This is a genomic window from Pseudomonas sp. P4_B3, from assembly GCF_056402295.1.
This window is the reverse complement of record NZ_JBFUHR010000016.1, coordinates 104371-120913: the sequence shown is the minus strand read 5'-3', so window position 1 is coordinate 120913 and position 16543 is coordinate 104371. Positions and strand designations below refer to the sequence as shown.

17 protein-coding genes are annotated in these 16543 nt (G+C 58.4%); 2 read left to right on the top strand and 15 right to left on the bottom strand.

Translation table 11 applies throughout. From position 1 onward, the window contains the following. Positions 1-22: 22 nt before the first annotated feature. From AC1DWG_RS19575 to AC1DWG_RS19540, 8 genes are all read right to left on the bottom strand, one after another. Positions 23-781: a TauD/TfdA family dioxygenase gene (locus AC1DWG_RS19575; RefSeq protein WP_477753549.1), complete on the bottom strand. Its 759-nt coding sequence runs from the start codon at positions 779-781 to the stop codon at positions 23-25. A 21-nt stretch (positions 782-802) separates the two neighbouring features. Continuing rightward, a complete protein-coding gene (locus AC1DWG_RS19570; RefSeq protein WP_477788213.1) occupies positions 803-1675 on the bottom strand; it encodes a branched-chain amino acid aminotransferase in 873 nt (290 codons plus the stop codon). Positions 1676-1706: 31 nt separating this feature from the next. Then, entirely contained in the window at positions 1707-3047 is a 1341-nt protein-coding gene (locus AC1DWG_RS19565) for a KamA family radical SAM protein (RefSeq protein WP_477763253.1), read from the bottom strand. A 32-nt stretch (positions 3048-3079) separates the two neighbouring features. Then, entirely contained in the window at positions 3080-3724 is a 645-nt protein-coding gene (gene yfcF / locus AC1DWG_RS19560; protein ID WP_477753552.1) for a glutathione transferase, read from the bottom strand. 242 nt (positions 3725-3966) lie between these two features. Further along, positions 3967-4452 carry a cupin domain-containing protein gene (locus tag AC1DWG_RS19555; protein WP_477753553.1) on the bottom strand — a complete coding sequence of 162 codons (486 nt, stop codon included), beginning with the start codon at positions 4450-4452 and terminating at the stop codon, positions 3967-3969. Between the two features lie 83 nt (positions 4453-4535). Further along, on the bottom strand, positions 4536-5030 hold the full coding sequence (locus AC1DWG_RS19550; protein WP_150727357.1) for a RidA family protein: 495 nt from the start codon (positions 5028-5030) through the stop codon (positions 4536-4538). Positions 5031-5078: 48 nt separating this feature from the next. Next, positions 5079-6359 carry an ATP-grasp domain-containing protein gene (locus AC1DWG_RS19545; protein WP_477788212.1) on the bottom strand — a complete coding sequence of 427 codons (1281 nt, stop codon included), beginning with the start codon at positions 6357-6359 and terminating at the stop codon, positions 5079-5081. A 42-nt stretch (positions 6360-6401) separates the two neighbouring features. Beyond that, positions 6402-7502 (bottom strand): hypothetical protein, encoded by a 1101-nt coding sequence (locus AC1DWG_RS19540; protein ID WP_477788211.1) that lies wholly within the window; start codon positions 7500-7502, stop codon positions 6402-6404. 148 nt (positions 7503-7650) lie between these two features. On the opposite strand from AC1DWG_RS19540, the gene AC1DWG_RS19535 reads away from it, so the two are divergent. Together AC1DWG_RS19535 and AC1DWG_RS19530 are read left to right on the top strand one after the other, a co-directional pair. Then, positions 7651-9069 (top strand): aminotransferase-like domain-containing protein, encoded by a 1419-nt coding sequence (locus AC1DWG_RS19535; protein ID WP_477753556.1) that lies wholly within the window; start codon positions 7651-7653, stop codon positions 9067-9069. A gap of 622 nt (positions 9070-9691) precedes the next feature. Next, complete coding sequence (locus AC1DWG_RS19530; protein WP_477755608.1) at positions 9692-9970, top strand: DUF3077 domain-containing protein; 279 nt, start codon at positions 9692-9694, stop codon at positions 9968-9970. Between the two features lie 101 nt (positions 9971-10071). On the opposite strand, the gene AC1DWG_RS19525 is transcribed toward AC1DWG_RS19530, so the two are convergent. From AC1DWG_RS19525 to cyoA, 7 genes are all read right to left on the bottom strand, one after another. Continuing rightward, the gene (locus AC1DWG_RS19525; RefSeq protein ID WP_477755607.1) at positions 10072-10524 is read right to left on the bottom strand and encodes a hypothetical protein; all 453 of its coding nucleotides are present in this window, start codon (positions 10522-10524) and stop codon (positions 10072-10074) included. Next, positions 10508-11146: a DUF6036 family nucleotidyltransferase gene (locus AC1DWG_RS19520; protein ID WP_477755606.1), complete on the bottom strand. Its 639-nt coding sequence runs from the start codon at positions 11144-11146 to the stop codon at positions 10508-10510. The genes AC1DWG_RS19525 and AC1DWG_RS19520 overlap by 17 nt, the downstream gene beginning before the upstream one ends. Before the next feature lie 519 nt (positions 11147-11665). Next, entirely contained in the window at positions 11666-12553 is an 888-nt protein-coding gene (gene cyoE, locus AC1DWG_RS19515) for a heme o synthase (protein WP_477755605.1), read from the bottom strand. 11 nt (positions 12554-12564) lie between these two features. Next, the gene (gene cyoD, locus AC1DWG_RS19510) at positions 12565-12912 is read right to left on the bottom strand and encodes a cytochrome o ubiquinol oxidase subunit IV (protein WP_223459110.1); all 348 of its coding nucleotides are present in this window, start codon (positions 12910-12912) and stop codon (positions 12565-12567) included. Beyond that, a complete protein-coding gene (locus tag AC1DWG_RS19505) occupies positions 12913-13539 on the bottom strand; it encodes a cytochrome o ubiquinol oxidase subunit III (protein WP_046040171.1) in 627 nt (208 codons plus the stop codon). 3 nt (positions 13540-13542) lie between these two features. After that, entirely contained in the window at positions 13543-15573 is a 2031-nt protein-coding gene (gene cyoB / locus AC1DWG_RS19500) for a cytochrome o ubiquinol oxidase subunit I (RefSeq protein ID WP_110660131.1), read from the bottom strand. Positions 15574-15576: 3 nt separating this feature from the next. Beyond that, a complete protein-coding gene (gene cyoA, locus AC1DWG_RS19495; protein WP_115948065.1) occupies positions 15577-16521 on the bottom strand; it encodes a ubiquinol oxidase subunit II in 945 nt (314 codons plus the stop codon). Positions 16522-16543 lie beyond the last annotated feature (22 nt).

The following is a 16543-nucleotide window of genomic DNA, read 5'->3' as shown; positions in this document are numbered from 1 at the left end:
AAAATGAAGGGCGACGGAAAAATCAGGCCAGCCAATAGCGGGTCAGGTGGCGCGCCGGGTCAGTGTAACGACTGCGCGCATGGATCATTCGCCAGTTGTCCCAAATCAGCAGGCATCCGTCGGGAATCAGCACCGGAACGTTGTGCTCGACGAAGTACGCTTCGCCAAGCACGGCAAACCTGGCCAGCGGCGAAGTGCTGTTGGTCACCAGCGATTGCTGCAGGGCTTCCTTGGACGGGTTCACGTCGCCGTAGTGAAACTGGTTGTAGCTGAAGCGGAAAATATCCCCGTCTTCCGTAGGCGTGAGGATGTATTCCTTGACCCGCCGTTGTCCCGGCTCACCCGGTTTGGCGGTGGCGACAAATTCTACCGGTGTGTCATCCAGCCACTCACGCAGTTGCGGTTCGCCGTGTTCTAGGGCGCGGAGAAATTCATAGCCGTCCACCAATCCGGTGTGCCCGCCACCGCACGTCGCCTGTTTATGGCAATGCAATGCCAGATAACGCGGTGGCGGCCCGTACACCGGCGCTTCAGTGTGCGGGCCGATGCCGTTCATGCTCTGGGAGTACGGCAAATCTTCGTAACCCGGCTTGCGGGTGATGGGAAAGGCCATCTGGCCGTTGAACTGCGGAATGATCGGACCGAATTCGCACAAGGTGCCTACGACATCATCGGCAAATTCGTCGGGGGTCAGCACTGTCCAGCCTGACGTCGACAGCTCTTCATGACGATGGCCGAGCGAAATGCAAGGTTGAGACGCAACAATCCCTTGGTCTGACATGGTGAGATTCCTGGCAGGTGATCAGGCATTTACGGTTGAGGTGTAAGCGGCAATGAAGTCGCTGCAGGTGTCACCCGGTCGATAGCGCTGCGCGTCGATGCTCTGCACCGGGGTGATTTCGGCGGCGGTGCCAGTGAGAAAACATTCATCGAAGTCGCCAAGCTCCGTAGGCAAAATCGTGCGCTCGACGACCTGGTAGTCCAGCACTTTGGCCAATTCAATGACGGTCTGCCGGGTAATGCCATTGAGAAAGCAGTCCGGGGTCGGCGTGTGCAAAGTCCGGCCTTTGACGAAGAACACATTGGCACTGGTGGCTTCGGCAACGTGGCCGCGCCAGTCGAGCATCAGCGCATCGTGGTAACCCGTGTTCTCGGCGTCGTGCTTGCTCAGCGTGGCGATCTGGTAATGCCCGGAGGCCTTGGCCTCGAACGGGCTGCTGTTCGGCGGCGGGCGGCGCCAGCTCGCGGTTTTCAAGCGGATACCGGCCATGCGCGCCGCCGGGTCGAAATAGCTCGGCCACTGCCAGCACGCGATGGCCACGTGCACACGGTTGAAACGCGCCGAGGTGGAAATCATCTCGCTGCCACGCCAGGCCACCGGGCGCAGGTAACCGTCGACGACGTTGTTGCGTTGCAGCAACTCATGGCTGGCCGCTTCCAGTTCAGCCAGCTCATAGGGGATGGCAAAGTCCATCCATTGCGCCGAGCGATACAAGCGCTCGCTGTGTTCGCGCAGCTTGAAGATCCTGCCGCTGTAGACTCGTTCGCCTTCATACACGGTGCTCGCGTAATGCAGGCCATGGGTCAACACATGCAACTGCGCCCGGGACCACTCGACGAACTCGCCGTCGAGCCAGATAACGCCCTCGCGCTGATCAAACGGGATACTGCTCATATCCATATCTCCCCATTGTTCATAAATTTTCCTACGCCGTTTCCAGCAACACGGGTATCAATTCCGGCACGGCGGCGAGCTCGGTCTGAAAGAAGAACGCACGCTCGCCGAAGGCCGGTTGCAAGTCGTCGAACCAGGTCACTTGCGGATCGAAGCGCGCGTAGAACGTGCGCAACACCCATTGCGGATTGCGTGCCTGGAGGAACTGCAAAACGAAGACTTTTTCCCCGGCGACGGTCTCGATGCCGTTGATCAACACCTTGCCGTAGAAGGTGCTCATGGACGGCCCGCGCACCGTGCGCGCAAGCCCCGATACCGTGCGGTACGCCGCCTGGAAGATCTCGAAGGCCCGGGCCAGTGGCATCGCGAAGTAGTGGCTGGGGCCGGTGTCACGCTCGACGAACATGTAATACGGCACGGCCCCGAGCCGCACACCTTCGGTCCACAGCGCCGCCCAGTCGGCGGGGTTTTCGTTAATGTGGCGGATCAGCGGCGCCTGCATGCGCACCGTCGCGCCCGTCGAGCGAATACGCTCGACGGCCTGGCGGGCGATGGTCTGGCAGATCTCCACCGGGTGGTTGTAGTGCCCCATGATCGACAGGTTTTTCCCCGCCGCGACGATGCGCTGGAACAGCTCCAGCAGCTCGGGTGCATCCTTGTCGCTGACAAAACGCTGCGGCCAGTACGCCACGGATTTGGTGCCGATGCGGATGTTCTTCAGGTGCGGCAAATCCAGCAGCGGCTCGATGTAACCGGCCAGGGAGCGGGTGTTCATGATCATCGGGTCGCCGCCGGTAATCAGCACGTCAGTCACTTCGGTGTGCACCCGCAGGTAGCTAACCAGCTCCTGGGACTCACGGGCATTGAACTTGAGTTCTTCTTCGCCAATGAACTGCGCCCAGCGGAAACAGAAGGTGCAGTACGCGTGACAGGTCTGACCGGCACCCGGGAAAAACAGCACGGTCTCGCGGTACTTGTGCTGGATGCCCGGCAGAACTTTTCCGTTGAGGGTGACACCGTTGTGGGTCAACTGCCCGGCCGGATGCGGGTTCATGCGCCGCCAGATCGCCTCGATCCGACGCTTGATCGCCGCGCTGTCATCCTGCTCGATCAGGTGTTTAAGCGAGGCATACTCCTCCGCCAGCAACATGTCCTTGTGGGGAAAGGTCATGCGGAAAACCGGATCGTCCGGAATGTTGTTCCAGTCGATCAGCGTGCCCAGCACGTATTCGTTGGTGCGAAACGGCATGACCCGCGCCACCACGGTCATGGCCTCCTGCAACGCCGGCGTCAACTTGTGCCAGTAAGGTGATTCGCGGATGGTGCGTGAGTTATAAGGTTTGTAGCGTTCGTGCTCCGACAGTCCTTGCATGGCCGCGCTCCTGGTGATTGCCCTGGGTGTTGTCAGGCGATGGCCGGCGCTTTGCGCTCTATGTCCATCCACGCCCGGACGCTGTCGCGATCCCACTGGCGCCGCACATACGCCGCGAGCCGCGCCGGCACCGGATCGCCGTTGGCAACCAGTCGGTTGAGCATGATTGCCAGGTCGGTGTCGGCAATGCTCCAGTCACCGAACAGATGCTCGGCGCCCTCTTCCAGCAAATGCTCGGCGACGAAGAACAAGCGCTCGACAGCGACACGGGCATCGGCGCTCAGGGGCAGATCTTTTTTACCGAAGTAGACCAGGTCAAACGGGCGCTCCTTGCGCACCACCAGCAAGTCACTGCGCAACCAGGCCTGCAATTGACGGGCACGGGCACGCTGCTGGATGTCCTGCGGATAGAGTTTTTTAAGCCCTGGGGAGAGCTCATCGAGGTATTCGGCAATCGCCGATGATTCCGACAAGGCAAAACCTTCGTAAACTAACGTTGGGATTTTGCAGGTCAGCGAAAGATCGCGATAACTCGACAGATAGTTTTCGCGTGTTCTTAGATCAACAGTAACAAGTTCAAATGAAAGTTGCTTTTCCTTGAGCGCCACAAAAGCCGACATCGCAAAAGCGCTGACATAGTCGGCGCCAACATACAGTTTTAGCTTCCTGTTTTCCATATAACACTCCATTGACCAACTGCAGGAATTGACGTGCATTGGAAGTGATCGTAGTTAGTTGAATGAATGTTGAATAGATACAGAATTTGTCCGTTTCAATCGATACAGAACGTTGTTTTTCACCGGCAGACACGCAGCCAGAATCCCGGCAAAACTGCTGCAAAAAGGGATCCTGGGGCAGGTCTGAAAAACAAAAAAGGGAGCCCACAAAAGTGGGCTCCCTGGGCAGATACGGCGGGGAATTACGGCTGGGTGGTGATCAGACCGTGGCTGTCGGCAAAATTCGAAAGCAGTGCCATTTGTGGCATGTTGCTCATGTTCAGCATCGCCAGAGGCTCGTGTTTACTGGTGTTGACGAAACCATGCCGGGTCCAGGCTGGCACCAGTAGCACGTCGCCGCTGCTGACGTTAACCCCGTCGGCATCGCCGAGGGTCATCACGCCGCTGCCGCACTGGATAACAAACAGATGCCACCAGGAATGGGCATGACCGTTGAGCGTCACACCGGGGTTCAGCCATTGCATGGCGATCGCCATTCCAGGCGTCACTTCACAGCCTTCAATGCTTTTGTCGTGAGCCAACGCGACAATATCGACGTCGCTGTCTTCAAGGGTTTGACGCATACCCGCCAGTTCAGTGCCCTTCCACACCTTGGGACTTGGCGTTCGATGGTGGAGGCTTTGACGAAAGTCCTTATATGAAAAAAACGCACCTTGAAAGTTATCCATTCGCACGTCCTTTCTTCTTATTTCCCATACTTTAGCGCCAAACCTTAAGTTAACGATTCAGCGCTGTAAAGCTGGGAAACATTTTACAAAACCGATGGGCGCAAGGCGGCAATCATGTCCACTTCTATCGCGGCATTCTTGGGTAACTGGTAAACACCTACGGTGGTGCGGGTATGTTTACCGGCATCGCCCAGTACATGGCTGAACACATCCGAGGCGCCGTTGGCCACTTCGCTCAAATCGACAAAATCCGCCGTGGACTTCACATAGACCGTCACCCGGATCAATGACTTGATCTTGTCCAGCGAACCAATGGCATCGACGATCAAGGCCAGCCCGCGCATCGCACTGATGCTGGCCGCCGCTTGCGCATCGGCCAAGCTGAGGTCCAGGCCGACGCGACCGGGGTAATGGATCTTGCCGTTCATGCGCGGCACCAGACCGCTGATGTACAGCTCATCGTGATGACGGATCAGCGGCGCATAATGCCCGCCTGCGGTGTTTTCGCCGTAGATGTCGTAGCCAAACTCTTTGGCCAGGGCGATGAAGCGTTCATCGCAGGTCATGTGCTGGATCATTGATCGAACCCTCTTAATCAGTAGTGCAAAAAACGGGTGCTTGCAGGCTCAACACACGGCGCGGGTAGCCGGTGCCAGGCAAGTCACCTCAATGCGTGACTCAATCGCCTCGGCCAGACGCAACAGGTCGTTGCTCAGTTGCCCGTAGTGTTCGTTGAACAACACGATGTGGCCGATGAATGAGAAGTTGTCTTTCACTAACGCGCTGACCGAGTCGCCGATTCGCTTGGCGTACTGGCCCTCCACCAGATCGATACGCAATGCGCGGGCCAGGGCCTCGATGTCGGGCGTCGCGCGCAAGATGCCGCCATCCGGCGCCCTGAGCAGGCGAATGCCGCAGAAGCCGCGAGCCACTGGCTCGTGCTGTTCGGTCTGGCCTTCCACCGCCCAGCGCACCCAGCGTTCCCACGGATCGAAATTGACGAAGGCGCGTTTGGCCAGATCCCAGATGTGCATGCCGCCGGGGCGCATGTTGGTTTCCACGGCGCAGGTCAGGTTGTCGCTGCGCAGGAACACTTCGTTGTGCCAGGCACCATTGTCCTGGGATACCAATGCCGACATATGCCGACCGGCTGCCATCAAACGCGCCTGTACCTCAGCCGAAAGCGGTGCGGGGACGACTTGCTGGATCTCTGCGCGGTAGGCGCCTTCGGTGGTGGTTTTTTCAGTCACCCAAGTGCTGCCGGCCACGTAGTCCCAGCTGTATTCGCGGGCGTTCTGCACCAGTGCTTCAAGGACGATGCCGCCTTCGCGGTAGGGCTTCAGTGCGAGCCAGGCGTCATCGCATTCCGAAGGGTGATGGATGACGCGACAGCCTCGGCTCGCGCCTTCGCAGGCCGGTTTGATGAAGGCCTTGCCGCCCAGTTCGACAACGCGTTGGCGCAGTTCCGGCAGGCTTTCGACCCGCGCGGAAAACACCGGTCGGTATTCTCCGGGAGAGGTGCTGGCCGCCGCTTCGAGCCGACGGAAGATCTGCTTGTCCAGGCCCGCCCGCGCTTCGCCTGGGGTAATGCCCGGCAGGCCGAAGTGAGTGGCCAGCGCGGCACCGAGCAGTACGCCGCGATCGGAAAACGGCAGCACGCCGATCAGTTTCCAGCTATCGGCATTCAGGCACCCCACCACCAGTTCAAGGGACGCCGCCACGTCTTTCTCGGCCAGCGAAGTGCTGCAGACGTGATCGGCCACCTGGTCGTCATGGAGCTGAATTTTCTCGACCAGCAGGATGAGCCTGGCGTCGTAGAGCGACTTGCACAGCTCGCGCAGTTTCTGGATGTCGTGAACCCGATTGCCGTTGTAACCGACCACTACTACGCATGAAGTCGTATTCATAATGCCCCCGACCTGCAAAGTGAAAACCGCAACGGCGATGACTCAGTCATGCAACGACGCATTGGACTTACGATTGAGCCAGTACCAGGCCAGGATCCCGCCGGCGCCGATGGCGGCCAGCACCAGCGCGTTGTACGGCGCCGGCACCACCCGCATGATCAACACGGTCAGCCCGGCCCCCACCCCCAGGGACACTTCCTTGACGAACATGTTGTTTTGCTTGACCGAGAAGTAATCGAGGTAGCTGAAGGCGCACTCGGCGATGGACAGCAGCGCCACCCAGACCAGCGCCCCGGCGAGGGTTTCGACGTGGAACGCGGCGGGCGAAGACAGCACGGCAAAGCCGCCGACGATGATCCCGATCACCGCCACGACCTTGAAGCGCCCGGTGCGCTCGATCAGCTTCATCACCGGCACCTGGGCGAACACCACCACGGCGCTGTTGAGGATCAGCATCAAGCCGTACCAGGCCGGCAGCTCGCCGGTCTTGAGCAGGATCGCCTGTGGCAGGATCGAGAACACCCCGAACAGCTTGATACCCATGATGATCCCGGCGATTACCCAGGGCAGTTTGTTGCCCCAGTTGCTGCCGGCCTGACTGGCCGGGCGGGCCAGCACCGGTTCGGTGGTGAAGGTTGCGCCGAGGGCGATTGGCAGGCACAGCAACACGAACGCCGCTGCTCCGAGGAAAAACATCGTCGGCGTGAGAAGCGGCGACAGCAGGATCAAACCGGCCACCAGGCTGCCCATGTTCATGGCCACGCGGTTGTAGGCCGCGCCTTCCTTGGTCTGGGCCGCTTCGCTCTTGATCAGGTAACCGGCAATCGCAATGCCGTAGGCAAACAACGCGGCAGCAAACATCACCATGCCTTGATGGCTGGTCAGCGCCAGCAGCACCAGGCCAAGCCCGGCACACAGCAGCGTGACGCTCAGGGAACGGCGGCCAAGCACCAGTAAAGTCAGGGGCAACAGCAACAACAAGGCGCGATACCCAAGGGCCAGGATGCTGTTGGTGGCCGTGTCGAGCCAGACGTTGGCCTTGCCCAGCACCGCGAACAGCGAGACGGCGGTGATGATCCGGATCGTGAATAACCGCAGGTTAATGACCGGTTTAGCCACCGCGACCGTTGTTTCGACACTCATGCAGCACCTCAGGAACCGGGTGAACGCCCGCCGACAAAGGCCGACATTCAGAAAAGTCTGTAAGGGCATGGTAGAGAGAGAGGCTTGTCCTGATCAGGGCAAGTTCGTATAGAATCCAACGAACTTTACTGCCGGAGAGACCAGTAAAATGCAGGTTCAACGTGCAGTCATTGCCGCCATAGAATTCCAGCCCGGCGTGCCGCTGGTGCAGCAGATCGTCGATCAACTGACCCAGGCGATCAGCACGGGTGGCCTGCCCCACGGCGCCAAGCTGCCGCCGATTCGCGAACTCTCCGACTTGATGAACGTGGGCAAATCCACGGTGGTCGATGCCCTGGACCGCATGCGGGCCAAGGGGCTGGTGGTGTCTCGCCAGGGCTCCGGGCATTACGTGCATCGCTCCGAAGCAGCACTGAAAAGTGGCACCGGTCCGGACCTGCAACCTCAGGACACCCTCAGTGTGGTACGCCGCGCACTGCTGCTGGATAACGGCGCGCTGCGCCCCGGCTGCGGTTTTCTGCCGACCTCGTGGCTGCCCGCCGAAGAGTTGCAGAAAGCCGTGCGCAGTACCCTGCGAGCGACGTCATTGCGCATGGGCGAGTACGGCGTGGCCGGCGGTTACCTGCCGTTGCGCCAGGCCTTGCGGGTCAAGCTGGCGACCTTCGGCATCGAAGCGCCGGTGGACCAGATCATCACTACCGCCAACACCATGCAGGCCATCGACCTGCTGATGCGCCTGCTGGTCAAACCCGGCGACACCGTGCTGCTCGACGACCCCTGCTACTTCAACATGCACGCCAACCTGGCGCTACACGGGGCCAAAGTCATTACCATCGCCCGGGATTGCGACGGCATGGACCTCGACGCCTTAGAGCAACTGCTGATCGCCCACAAACCCGTGCTGTACATGACCAACAGCACGCTGCATAACCCCACCGGCCACTCGTTCACCCCGGCCCAGGTTTACCGCTTGCTGGAACTGAGCCACCGCCATGGCTTCCACATCGTCGAAGACGATCTGTACTGCGACATCCAGCAACGCCGCACCCCGCGCCTGGCGGCCAGTGGGTTGGACAACGTGAGTTATGTGTCGGGTTTCTCCAAGACCCTGACCGCCAACAGCCGGGTCAGCTACACCGTACTGTCACCGCAATTGGCGGCACGCATGGTCGCGCTGAAAATGGCCTGCGGCGGGGTGACGTCGGAGCTGGCGGAGCAGATTACGTGCACCATGCTCAGCGATGGCAGCTATGCCAAACATGCGCGGCGCACGGTGGATCGGTTGTATGAATCGAACAGCCGAGTGGCGAGTTGGTTGGCGGAGGCTGGGTGCTCGCTTTCCTCGTTGCCCGGCGAAGGTGTGTTTATCTGGGCGCGGTTGCCGGAGGGCTTGCATGCCGAGAATCTGGCTCGCCAAGGGCTGGAGAACAATATGGTGTTGGCGCCGGGCACCTTGCTGAGCAAAGGGCCGGATGCCAGTCAGTTCCTGCGCTTCAATGTGGCTCACAGTGACAGTTTGCAGGTGCGCGAGCGGTTTTTCCGCTTGCTCGATACACAAAGTAAATAACCGACGCCCCCCAACCCTGTGGGAGCGAGCTTGCTCGCGATGAGGCCGTCACATTCAAAATTGATGCTGCCTGACACGCCGCCATCGCGAGCAAGCTCGCTCCCACAGGGGCCCGCGTCATGCTCGATATCAGCGATGACGCTAGTCCAATGTGGGAGCGGGCTTGCTCGCGAAGAGGCCGTCACATCCAGCATCAATATTGCCTGACCCACCGCCTTCGCGAGCAAGCCCGCTCCCACAGGGATTGCGGTGCCCAATGAGATCCCCGGCCACCAGATCGCTACGATTGCCGACCTCATCCTTGCCAGCTAACTTCGCCCGGTCGCTGCCAATTCAGCGACCGGGCCTGATAACCCGGGTAAGATGCCACGCAGCTGCGCCCCACGATGGTTGGCGTTTTTCTACGCCTGAGTATTCGTGTTATGGCGGCTGTGTGTGGGAGACCTTCGGGTCTGCCGGGTCCTGCATCTCCGGTTTATCAGCCTGCGCACAGCTGCCACCCATTCGCCTGATAACGAACGGGACAGCTTCACTTATGCAGGAGTTACAAATGAACACTATCGATCCGTCTGCTACACCAGTCATACCCTTCCACCTCCAGCCCAACAGGAGGTGAAGCCCAATGACCAATCCCCAAGACCTCAAAACCATCGGCCTCACCCCCTTCTCCTACCACGCCAACGAACCCCTGTTCCGCATCAATGCCGGCGTCCCGGTAACCGAAGCCCTCTACCACGCCTCCGACCTGCTCCACCTCGCGAAACTGCTCGCCTCAGACGCCGCCATGGTTCGCGACTCCGACCGACACGCCTGGGCATCACATTTTTTGCAGGACATGAGCAAGGCAATCATCGATGACGTGGTGAAGGTGCTCGATGCACCGTGTAACAACCGCGCGTAAATGAAAAAGCCCCACCGTTCTCTCGAAAGGAGGGGCTTTTGCGCTGCAAGCCGTTTCAACTTTTGGGCCAAACGATGCAGCCTATTCGCTGCAACCAAAGCTCAGGAAAACATGGCGCGCTGCTCAGCTTCGTAATGCCGGGTCTGAAAAGGCATGAGGGTTTGGGCTTTTAGGCCGAGGCCCTCACTCAACCCCCAAGAGACAGCAAGTTCATCACGGCGTCGACGCAGTGGCGTGACGGCTTGTAGCATCACGGCTTGCACGCAAGTCGAATGTGCAAAAAGCTCGAGGACATTGAGAGTTTCCGACACCCGGAGATCGGATAAGCAAGTAAATCGAGTGAATCGCTCGAGCAGATAGCCAGCACGCCGAACCTCCACTTCGTCAGAATGACGATTCAAAAAAACGCTTATCTCGCTTTCAAGATTTGAATCCGAGTACCAGACAGCTTTGGCGGCGCTCACCAAGGCAGCGTCATCCGCTTGATTCAAAGGTCTTTTTACCAGCGTGTCCAAGGCGGATGAGAGGACGTGGCCGCTATGGGGCTTCGTCATCTGTGCTCTCCAGATAATCATGCAAAATATTCGTGAGGACGGAGATTGGTGACTCCTTGTTGCCAACATATACATCAATCGCCTGCAATGCCAGTCGACGAAACTCGGTAGTCAGGATGAAACCAGCCCTGAGAAGTGCCTTGATATCACCAATGTCCTGATCGGTCGCTCTGCCCAGCTTGGAAATGGCAATGTCGACAGGTGCCGCGATATGAACGTACAGCGGGGACTCAACCGGGAACTCTGTAAAGGGAAGGCTCCGTTCCCAATAGTCCTCATGAATTGGGCCAAAACTGGTGTTGTATTGCAGGTCGTAGTTCAGCTCCATCAAGCGACCGGATCGCTCATCAACAAACTGTTCGGGTATCTCTGCGAGCATGGTTTGCAGGTGTAAACCTTCGGGAACATGAGCCTCATAAATCTCGGCATCGACGTCGGTGGAAACGCGATGATGGGTATAAAGGTGAACAGCGCAGCCACCGAACAGAATAATTTTGACCGCCCCTGGTCCTGCGTTCTCAAGCTCCAGTTCCGCTTCGACAGATTTGAACATCGAAATCAAAGCCTGCCCCAACGCTGTATTCGTATTAACACGCGGGGTGATTACCTCTGGCAGTTCCATCGTAGATCCTCTGGGATGCTTGTAATAACGGCATCCCGAGGCTAGATAGGCAACTTCCGACCCTCAACCTGAAAAACTCGTGGGAAAGCTCAGGCAAATCCGTAGGCATTTTTGCCGGTCAGGTCGCCCTATCGTAAGCGAGCTTGGTCGCGATGGCGGCAACGGACGAAACACAGGAGATGGAAACCCAATGACAAATCCCCCCAAGACCTCGGAACCATCCGCCTTACCCCATTTATTGGGTCTGACCGTGCATTTTTTCTTAAGTGGGCCAAGAAAATCTTAATAATTTGGGATTTTCTCAATTTTTTCTTAAGCGGACAGATATCGAATTCGCCTGTTAGTCCGCGTCGCGGCCATCGCGAGCAGGCTCACTCCTACAGAGATCGGTGTGCACTCAATCCAATGTAGGAGTGAGCCTGCTCGCGATGGCGGCAACACGGTCCACCAGAATCACCCCCAACAAAAAGCCCCGCTCTTCTCTCGAAGGCGGGGCTTTTTCTTTACAGCATCCGACGCTTAAGGCGCGTACGTCAGCAGCAACTCGCTCGGCACTTTGAAGTCCAGGGACATCATCACGCTCAACGCGGTAATGGTGAAGATCGAGAACACGAACAGCTTGCGTGCCCAGACCGTGTCATCCACTGCCTTGTAGCCGGTCCAGGCCATGTACAGCCAGTACATGCCCATGGCCGCGGCGACGGCGAGGTAGCTCATGCCGGCGTAGCCGCTGAAGGTCAGCATCAAGGTCGCCACGAGGAAGGCCAGGATGTAGAGCAGGATGTGCTTCTTGGCCACCTGGATGCCGCGCTTCACAGGCAGCACCGGAATCGATGCGGCCAGGTAATCGTTGAAGCGGAAGATCGCGATGGCGTAGGAATGCGGCATCTGCCACAGGCTGAACATCACCAGCAGGGTCAGCGCGGCCATGTCGAAGGTGTTGCTGACTGCGACGTAGCCAATCACTGGCGGCATGGCGCCCGACAGACTGCCCACCAGCGTGCCGTGAACCGACTTGCGCTTGAGGTACAGGCTGTAGAAGCCGACGTAGATGACGAAGCCGATGACTGCGAACAGCGCGGCCAACGGGTTGGCCACCTTGTACAACAGGGCAACGCCGGCGACACCCAGGACGGTCGCATAGATCAGGGCCAGTTTCAGGGAGATCAAGCCCTGGACCAGCACCCGGTTCTTGGTGCGTTCCATCTTCAGGTCGATGTCGCGGTCGATGCAGTTGTTGAACACGCAACCGGAGGCAACCACCAGAGACGTGCCGATCATGGCGGCCAGGAAAATGGCCAGATCGACATGCCCTTTGGAGGCCAGGAAAAATCCGCCTGCCACAGAAAGCACGTTACCGAAAATGATCCCCGGTTTGGTGATTTGGATAAAGTGCTTAAGGGACATGCGGATCTACCTCACTTCGCCATCATGAACGTGTGGATGCTGAACATGATCCACAGCGACAAGCCAACCAGCAGGACAATCACGATCGCGGCAAAGACAAACGCAATCACGTTGTTACGCTGCGCGGCCGAACGGTCCAGGTGCAGGAAGTACACCAGGTGCACCAGCACCTGGATGACTGCGAACGCGACGACGATCATCAGGGTGATCGACTTCGGCAGCGTCGGGTACATCACCAGACCGAACGGAATCAGGGTCAGGATCACCGACAGGATGAAACCGATGCCGTAGGACTTGACGCTGCCGTGACCGGCGTCGTGGCTGTCATGGCCATTTTGGGAATGAGCTGCGTTAGCCATTTACATAGTCCCCATCAGATAAACAACGGTGAATACGCAGATCCACACGACGTCCAGGAAGTGCCAGAACAGGCTCAGGCAGCTCAGACGGGTCTTGTTGGTCGCCGTCAGGCCGTTTTTCTGCACCTGATACATCATGATCGCCATCCAGATCAGACCGCTGGTCACGTGCAGACCGTGGGTGCCGACCAGGGTGAAGAACCCGGACAGGAAGCCGGAACGGCTAGGGCCGTAGCCCTCGGAGATCAACATGTGGAACTCGTTGATCTCCATGCCGATGAAGCCGGCACCGAACACGAAGGTCATGGCCAGCCAGCCCAGGACCTGCTTCTTGTTACCCCGGAAGAACGCCAGCATGGCGAAGCCGTAGGTGATCGAACTGAACAGCAGCAGAGCGGTTTCGCCCAGTACGTATGGCAGTTCGAAGATGTCGTGGCCCGACGGGCCACCCGCTACGTTGTTAACCAGTACCGCGTACGCCGCGAAGATCGATGCAAACAGAATGCAGTCGGTCATCAGATAGAGCCAGAAACCGAATACGGTCATCTCGCCCGAGTCGTGGTGATGGTCATCATGCCCATGTCCATCGACATGGGTGTGTCCAGCATTGGTCACTAAGTTCGACATGGTTTAAGCCTGTTCCAACGAGGTTTCAACACGGGTGGCGGTGGCCGGGATTTTCCCTGCCGCTACCAGACGCTTGTGCTGCTCGGCTTCGATGCGCTCGATCACGTCGACCGGCACCATATAGCCTTGATCATCACGGGCCGCGTGGATCACGAAGTAGATCACGGTGCCGGCAAGACCCGCGATGGCCAGCCACCAGATGTGCCAGATCATCGCGAAACCGAACACGGTCAACAGAGCACCCATGACCACACCGGTCGCGGTGTTGTTTGGCATGTGGATCGGTTCGTACTTGGCCGGGGCCTTGTACGCGGTGCCGTTTTCCTTGGCTTCGGTGAACGGGTCGACAACGTCGGCTTTTGGCAGCACGGCGAAGTTGTAGAACGGAGGTGGCGACGAGGTCGACCATTCCAGGGTGTGTGCATTCCACGGGTCGCCGTGTTCGCACATGTTTTCTGGTTTGTTGCGGTCACGCACGCTGACGTACAGCTGGATCAGCTGGCAAGCGATACCTACGGCGATCATCACCGCACCGAACATGGCAACGTACAGGTACGGCACCCACTCAGGGTTGGTGGTGGCGTTCAGACGACGGGTCATGCCCATGAAGCCCAGTGCATAGAGCGGCATGAACGCGACGAAGAAGCCGGAGATCCAGAACCAGAATGCTGCCTTGCCCCAACCTTCGTGCAGCTTGAAGCCGAACGCTTTAGGGAAGTAGAAACCGAAACCAGCGATGTAACCGAATACCGCACCGCCGATGATCACGTTATGGAAGTGTGCGATCACGAACAGGCTGTTGTGCAGAACGAAGTCAGCACCCGGGATGGCCAACAATACGCCGGTCATGCCGCCGATGGCGAAGGTCACCATGAAGCCCAGGGTCCACAGCACCTGGCTGGTGAAGCGCAGACGGCCCTGGTAGATGGTGAACAGCCAGTTGAATAGCTTCACACCCGTCGGGATGGAGATCAGCATCGTCGCCAGACCGAAGAAGGCGTTGACGCTGGCACCCGAACCCATGGTGAAGAAGTGGTGCAGCCAAACCATGAAGCCCAGGATCGAGATCGCGCCCGATGCGTAGACCATCGAGTGGTGGCCGAACAGTTTCTTGCCGGTGAAGGTCGAGATGACTTCGGAGAAGATACCGAACGCTGGCAGGATCAGGATGTACACCTCAGGGTGACCCCACGCCCAGAACAGGTTCACGTACATCATCGGATTGCCACCAAGTTCATTGGTGAAAATGTGGAAATCCATGTAACGGTCAAGCGTCAGCAGTGCCAGGGTAGCGGTCAGGATCGGGAACGAAGCCACGATCAGGACGTTGGCCCAGGTGCAGGTCCAGGTGAAGATCGGCATGTCCATCAGCTTCATGCCAGGGGTACGCATTTTCAGCACGGTGGCCAGGAAGTTGACCCCCGTCAGCGTTGTCCCCAGACCCGATAGCTGTAGCGCCCAGATGTAGTAGTCCATCCCCACGCCAGGGCTGTATTGCAGGCCCGAGAGCGGCGGATAGGCAACCCAGCCGGTCTTGGCGAATTCGCCGACGCCCAGGGACAGGTTGATCAGCACTACGCCGGAAACCAGCAGCCAGAAGCTCAGGGAGTTCAGGAACGGGTAGGCAACGTCACGCGCGCCGATCTGCAGCGGCACTGCAAGGTTCATCAGGCCGGTGAAGAATGGCATCGCCATGAAGATGATCATGATCACACCGTGAGCGGTGAAGATCTGGTCATAGTGTTCAGGTGGCAGGTAGCCAGGCGAACCCTCGGTGGCCATGGCCAGCTGGGTACGCATCATGATGGCGTCGGCAAAGCCGCGCAGCAGCATGACCATGGCGACGATGATGTACATCACGCCGATTTTCTTGTGGTCGACCGACGTCAGCCACTCGGTCCACAGGTAGGTCCACTTCTTGAAGTAGGTGATTGCAGCGAACAGCGCCAGACCACCGAGCGCGATCATGGAGATGGTAATCATCACGATCGGTTCGTGGAACGGGATCGCTTCCCAACTTAATTTACCAAACATCGTTTACTCCTCTGCCCCGGCAGCTGAATGCGAACTCATGTCCATCCCTTCCATTTGGGCCACTTCTTTCTCTGCTTTCTCGTGCTTGACCTTAGGACCCGGTTTCATGCCTTCGTACTTGTCGACGATGGCCTGGAACATGCCTGGGGTAACCGAGGAGTAGAGCTCGACTGGGTTGTTCTGGCTTGGCTTGGAAAGGGCTGCGTATTCAGCTTGTTCAAGCTGTTTAGGTGCCTTTTTGACTTCACTTACCCAGGCGTCGAAATCTTCCTGGGAAGTTGCGATCGCTTTGAATTTCATACCGGTGAAACCCGCGCCGCTGTAGTTGGCGGAGATACCGTCCATTTCAGCGTTCTCGTTGGCGATCAGGTGCAGCTTGGTCTGCATGCCCGCCATTGCGTAGATCTGGCCACCCAGAGCGGGGATGAAGAACGAGTTCATCACGGCGTCGGAAGTGATCTTGAAGTTGACTGGGGTGTGCGCCGGGAACACGATCTTGTTGACCGTGGCGATGCCTTGTTCCGGGTAGATGAACAGCCATTTCCAGTCCAGCGCGACCACTTCGATGGTCACAGGCTTGACGTCGGATTCCAGCGGCTTGTACGGATCCAGTGCGTGGGTCGACTTGTAGGTGACGTAACCCAGGGCAATGATGATCAGCACTGGAACAGCCCACACCGCAATCTCGATCTTGGTGGAGTGGTTCCATTTCGGGGTGTAGGTGGCGTTGGTGTTGGACGCGCGGTATTTCCAGGCGAACAGGAAGGTCATGACGATGACCGGCACCACGACCAACAGCATCAGCAGCGTTGCGGTGATGATCAGGTTTCGCTCGTCCAGACCAACCTGGCCCTTGGGATTGAGCAAGGTCATGTTGCAGCCTGACAGCAACAACGTGCCGATCAGCGGCAATAAGCCTAGTAGTCTGGGGTACCTGTTTTTACTCATCTCACGACCTCTAAAGCAGCTT

What these genes read in the sequence shown, in the direction of transcription:
- AC1DWG_RS19575 (WP_477753549.1), bottom strand. Translation starts at nt 781, where the DNA reads ATGTCAGACCAAGGGATTGTTGCGTCTCAACCTTGCATTTCGCTCGGC.
- AC1DWG_RS19570 (WP_477788213.1), bottom strand. Translation starts at nt 1,675, where the DNA reads ATGAGCAGTATCCCGTTTGATCAGCGCGAGGGCGTTATCTGGCTCGAC.
- AC1DWG_RS19565 (WP_477763253.1), bottom strand. Translation starts at nt 3,047, where the DNA reads ATGCAAGGACTGTCGGAGCACGAACGCTACAAACCTTATAACTCACGC.
- yfcF (WP_477753552.1), bottom strand. Translation starts at nt 3,724, where the DNA reads ATGGAAAACAGGAAGCTAAAACTGTATGTTGGCGCCGACTATGTCAGC.
- AC1DWG_RS19555 (WP_477753553.1), bottom strand. Translation starts at nt 4,452, where the DNA reads ATGGATAACTTTCAAGGTGCGTTTTTTTCATATAAGGACTTTCGTCAA.
- AC1DWG_RS19550 (WP_150727357.1), bottom strand. Translation starts at nt 5,030, where the DNA reads ATGATCCAGCACATGACCTGCGATGAACGCTTCATCGCCCTGGCCAAA.
- AC1DWG_RS19545 (WP_477788212.1), bottom strand. Translation starts at nt 6,359, where the DNA reads ATGAATACGACTTCATGCGTAGTAGTGGTCGGTTACAACGGCAATCGG.
- AC1DWG_RS19540 (WP_477788211.1), bottom strand. Translation starts at nt 7,502, where the DNA reads ATGAGTGTCGAAACAACGGTCGCGGTGGCTAAACCGGTCATTAACCTG.
- AC1DWG_RS19535 (WP_477753556.1), top strand. Translation starts at nt 7,651, where the DNA reads ATGCAGGTTCAACGTGCAGTCATTGCCGCCATAGAATTCCAGCCCGGC.
- AC1DWG_RS19530 (WP_477755608.1), top strand. Translation starts at nt 9,692, where the DNA reads ATGACCAATCCCCAAGACCTCAAAACCATCGGCCTCACCCCCTTCTCC.
- AC1DWG_RS19525 (WP_477755607.1), bottom strand. Translation starts at nt 10,524, where the DNA reads ATGACGAAGCCCCATAGCGGCCACGTCCTCTCATCCGCCTTGGACACG.
- AC1DWG_RS19520 (WP_477755606.1), bottom strand. Translation starts at nt 11,146, where the DNA reads ATGGAACTGCCAGAGGTAATCACCCCGCGTGTTAATACGAATACAGCG.
- cyoE (WP_477755605.1), bottom strand. Translation starts at nt 12,553, where the DNA reads ATGTCCCTTAAGCACTTTATCCAAATCACCAAACCGGGGATCATTTTC.
- cyoD (WP_223459110.1), bottom strand. Translation starts at nt 12,912, where the DNA reads ATGGCTAACGCAGCTCATTCCCAAAATGGCCATGACAGCCACGACGCC.
- AC1DWG_RS19505 (WP_046040171.1), bottom strand. Translation starts at nt 13,539, where the DNA reads ATGTCGAACTTAGTGACCAATGCTGGACACACCCATGTCGATGGACAT.
- cyoB (WP_110660131.1), bottom strand. Translation starts at nt 15,573, where the DNA reads ATGTTTGGTAAATTAAGTTGGGAAGCGATCCCGTTCCACGAACCGATC.
- cyoA (WP_115948065.1), bottom strand. Translation starts at nt 16,521, where the DNA reads ATGAGTAAAAACAGGTACCCCAGACTACTAGGCTTATTGCCGCTGATC.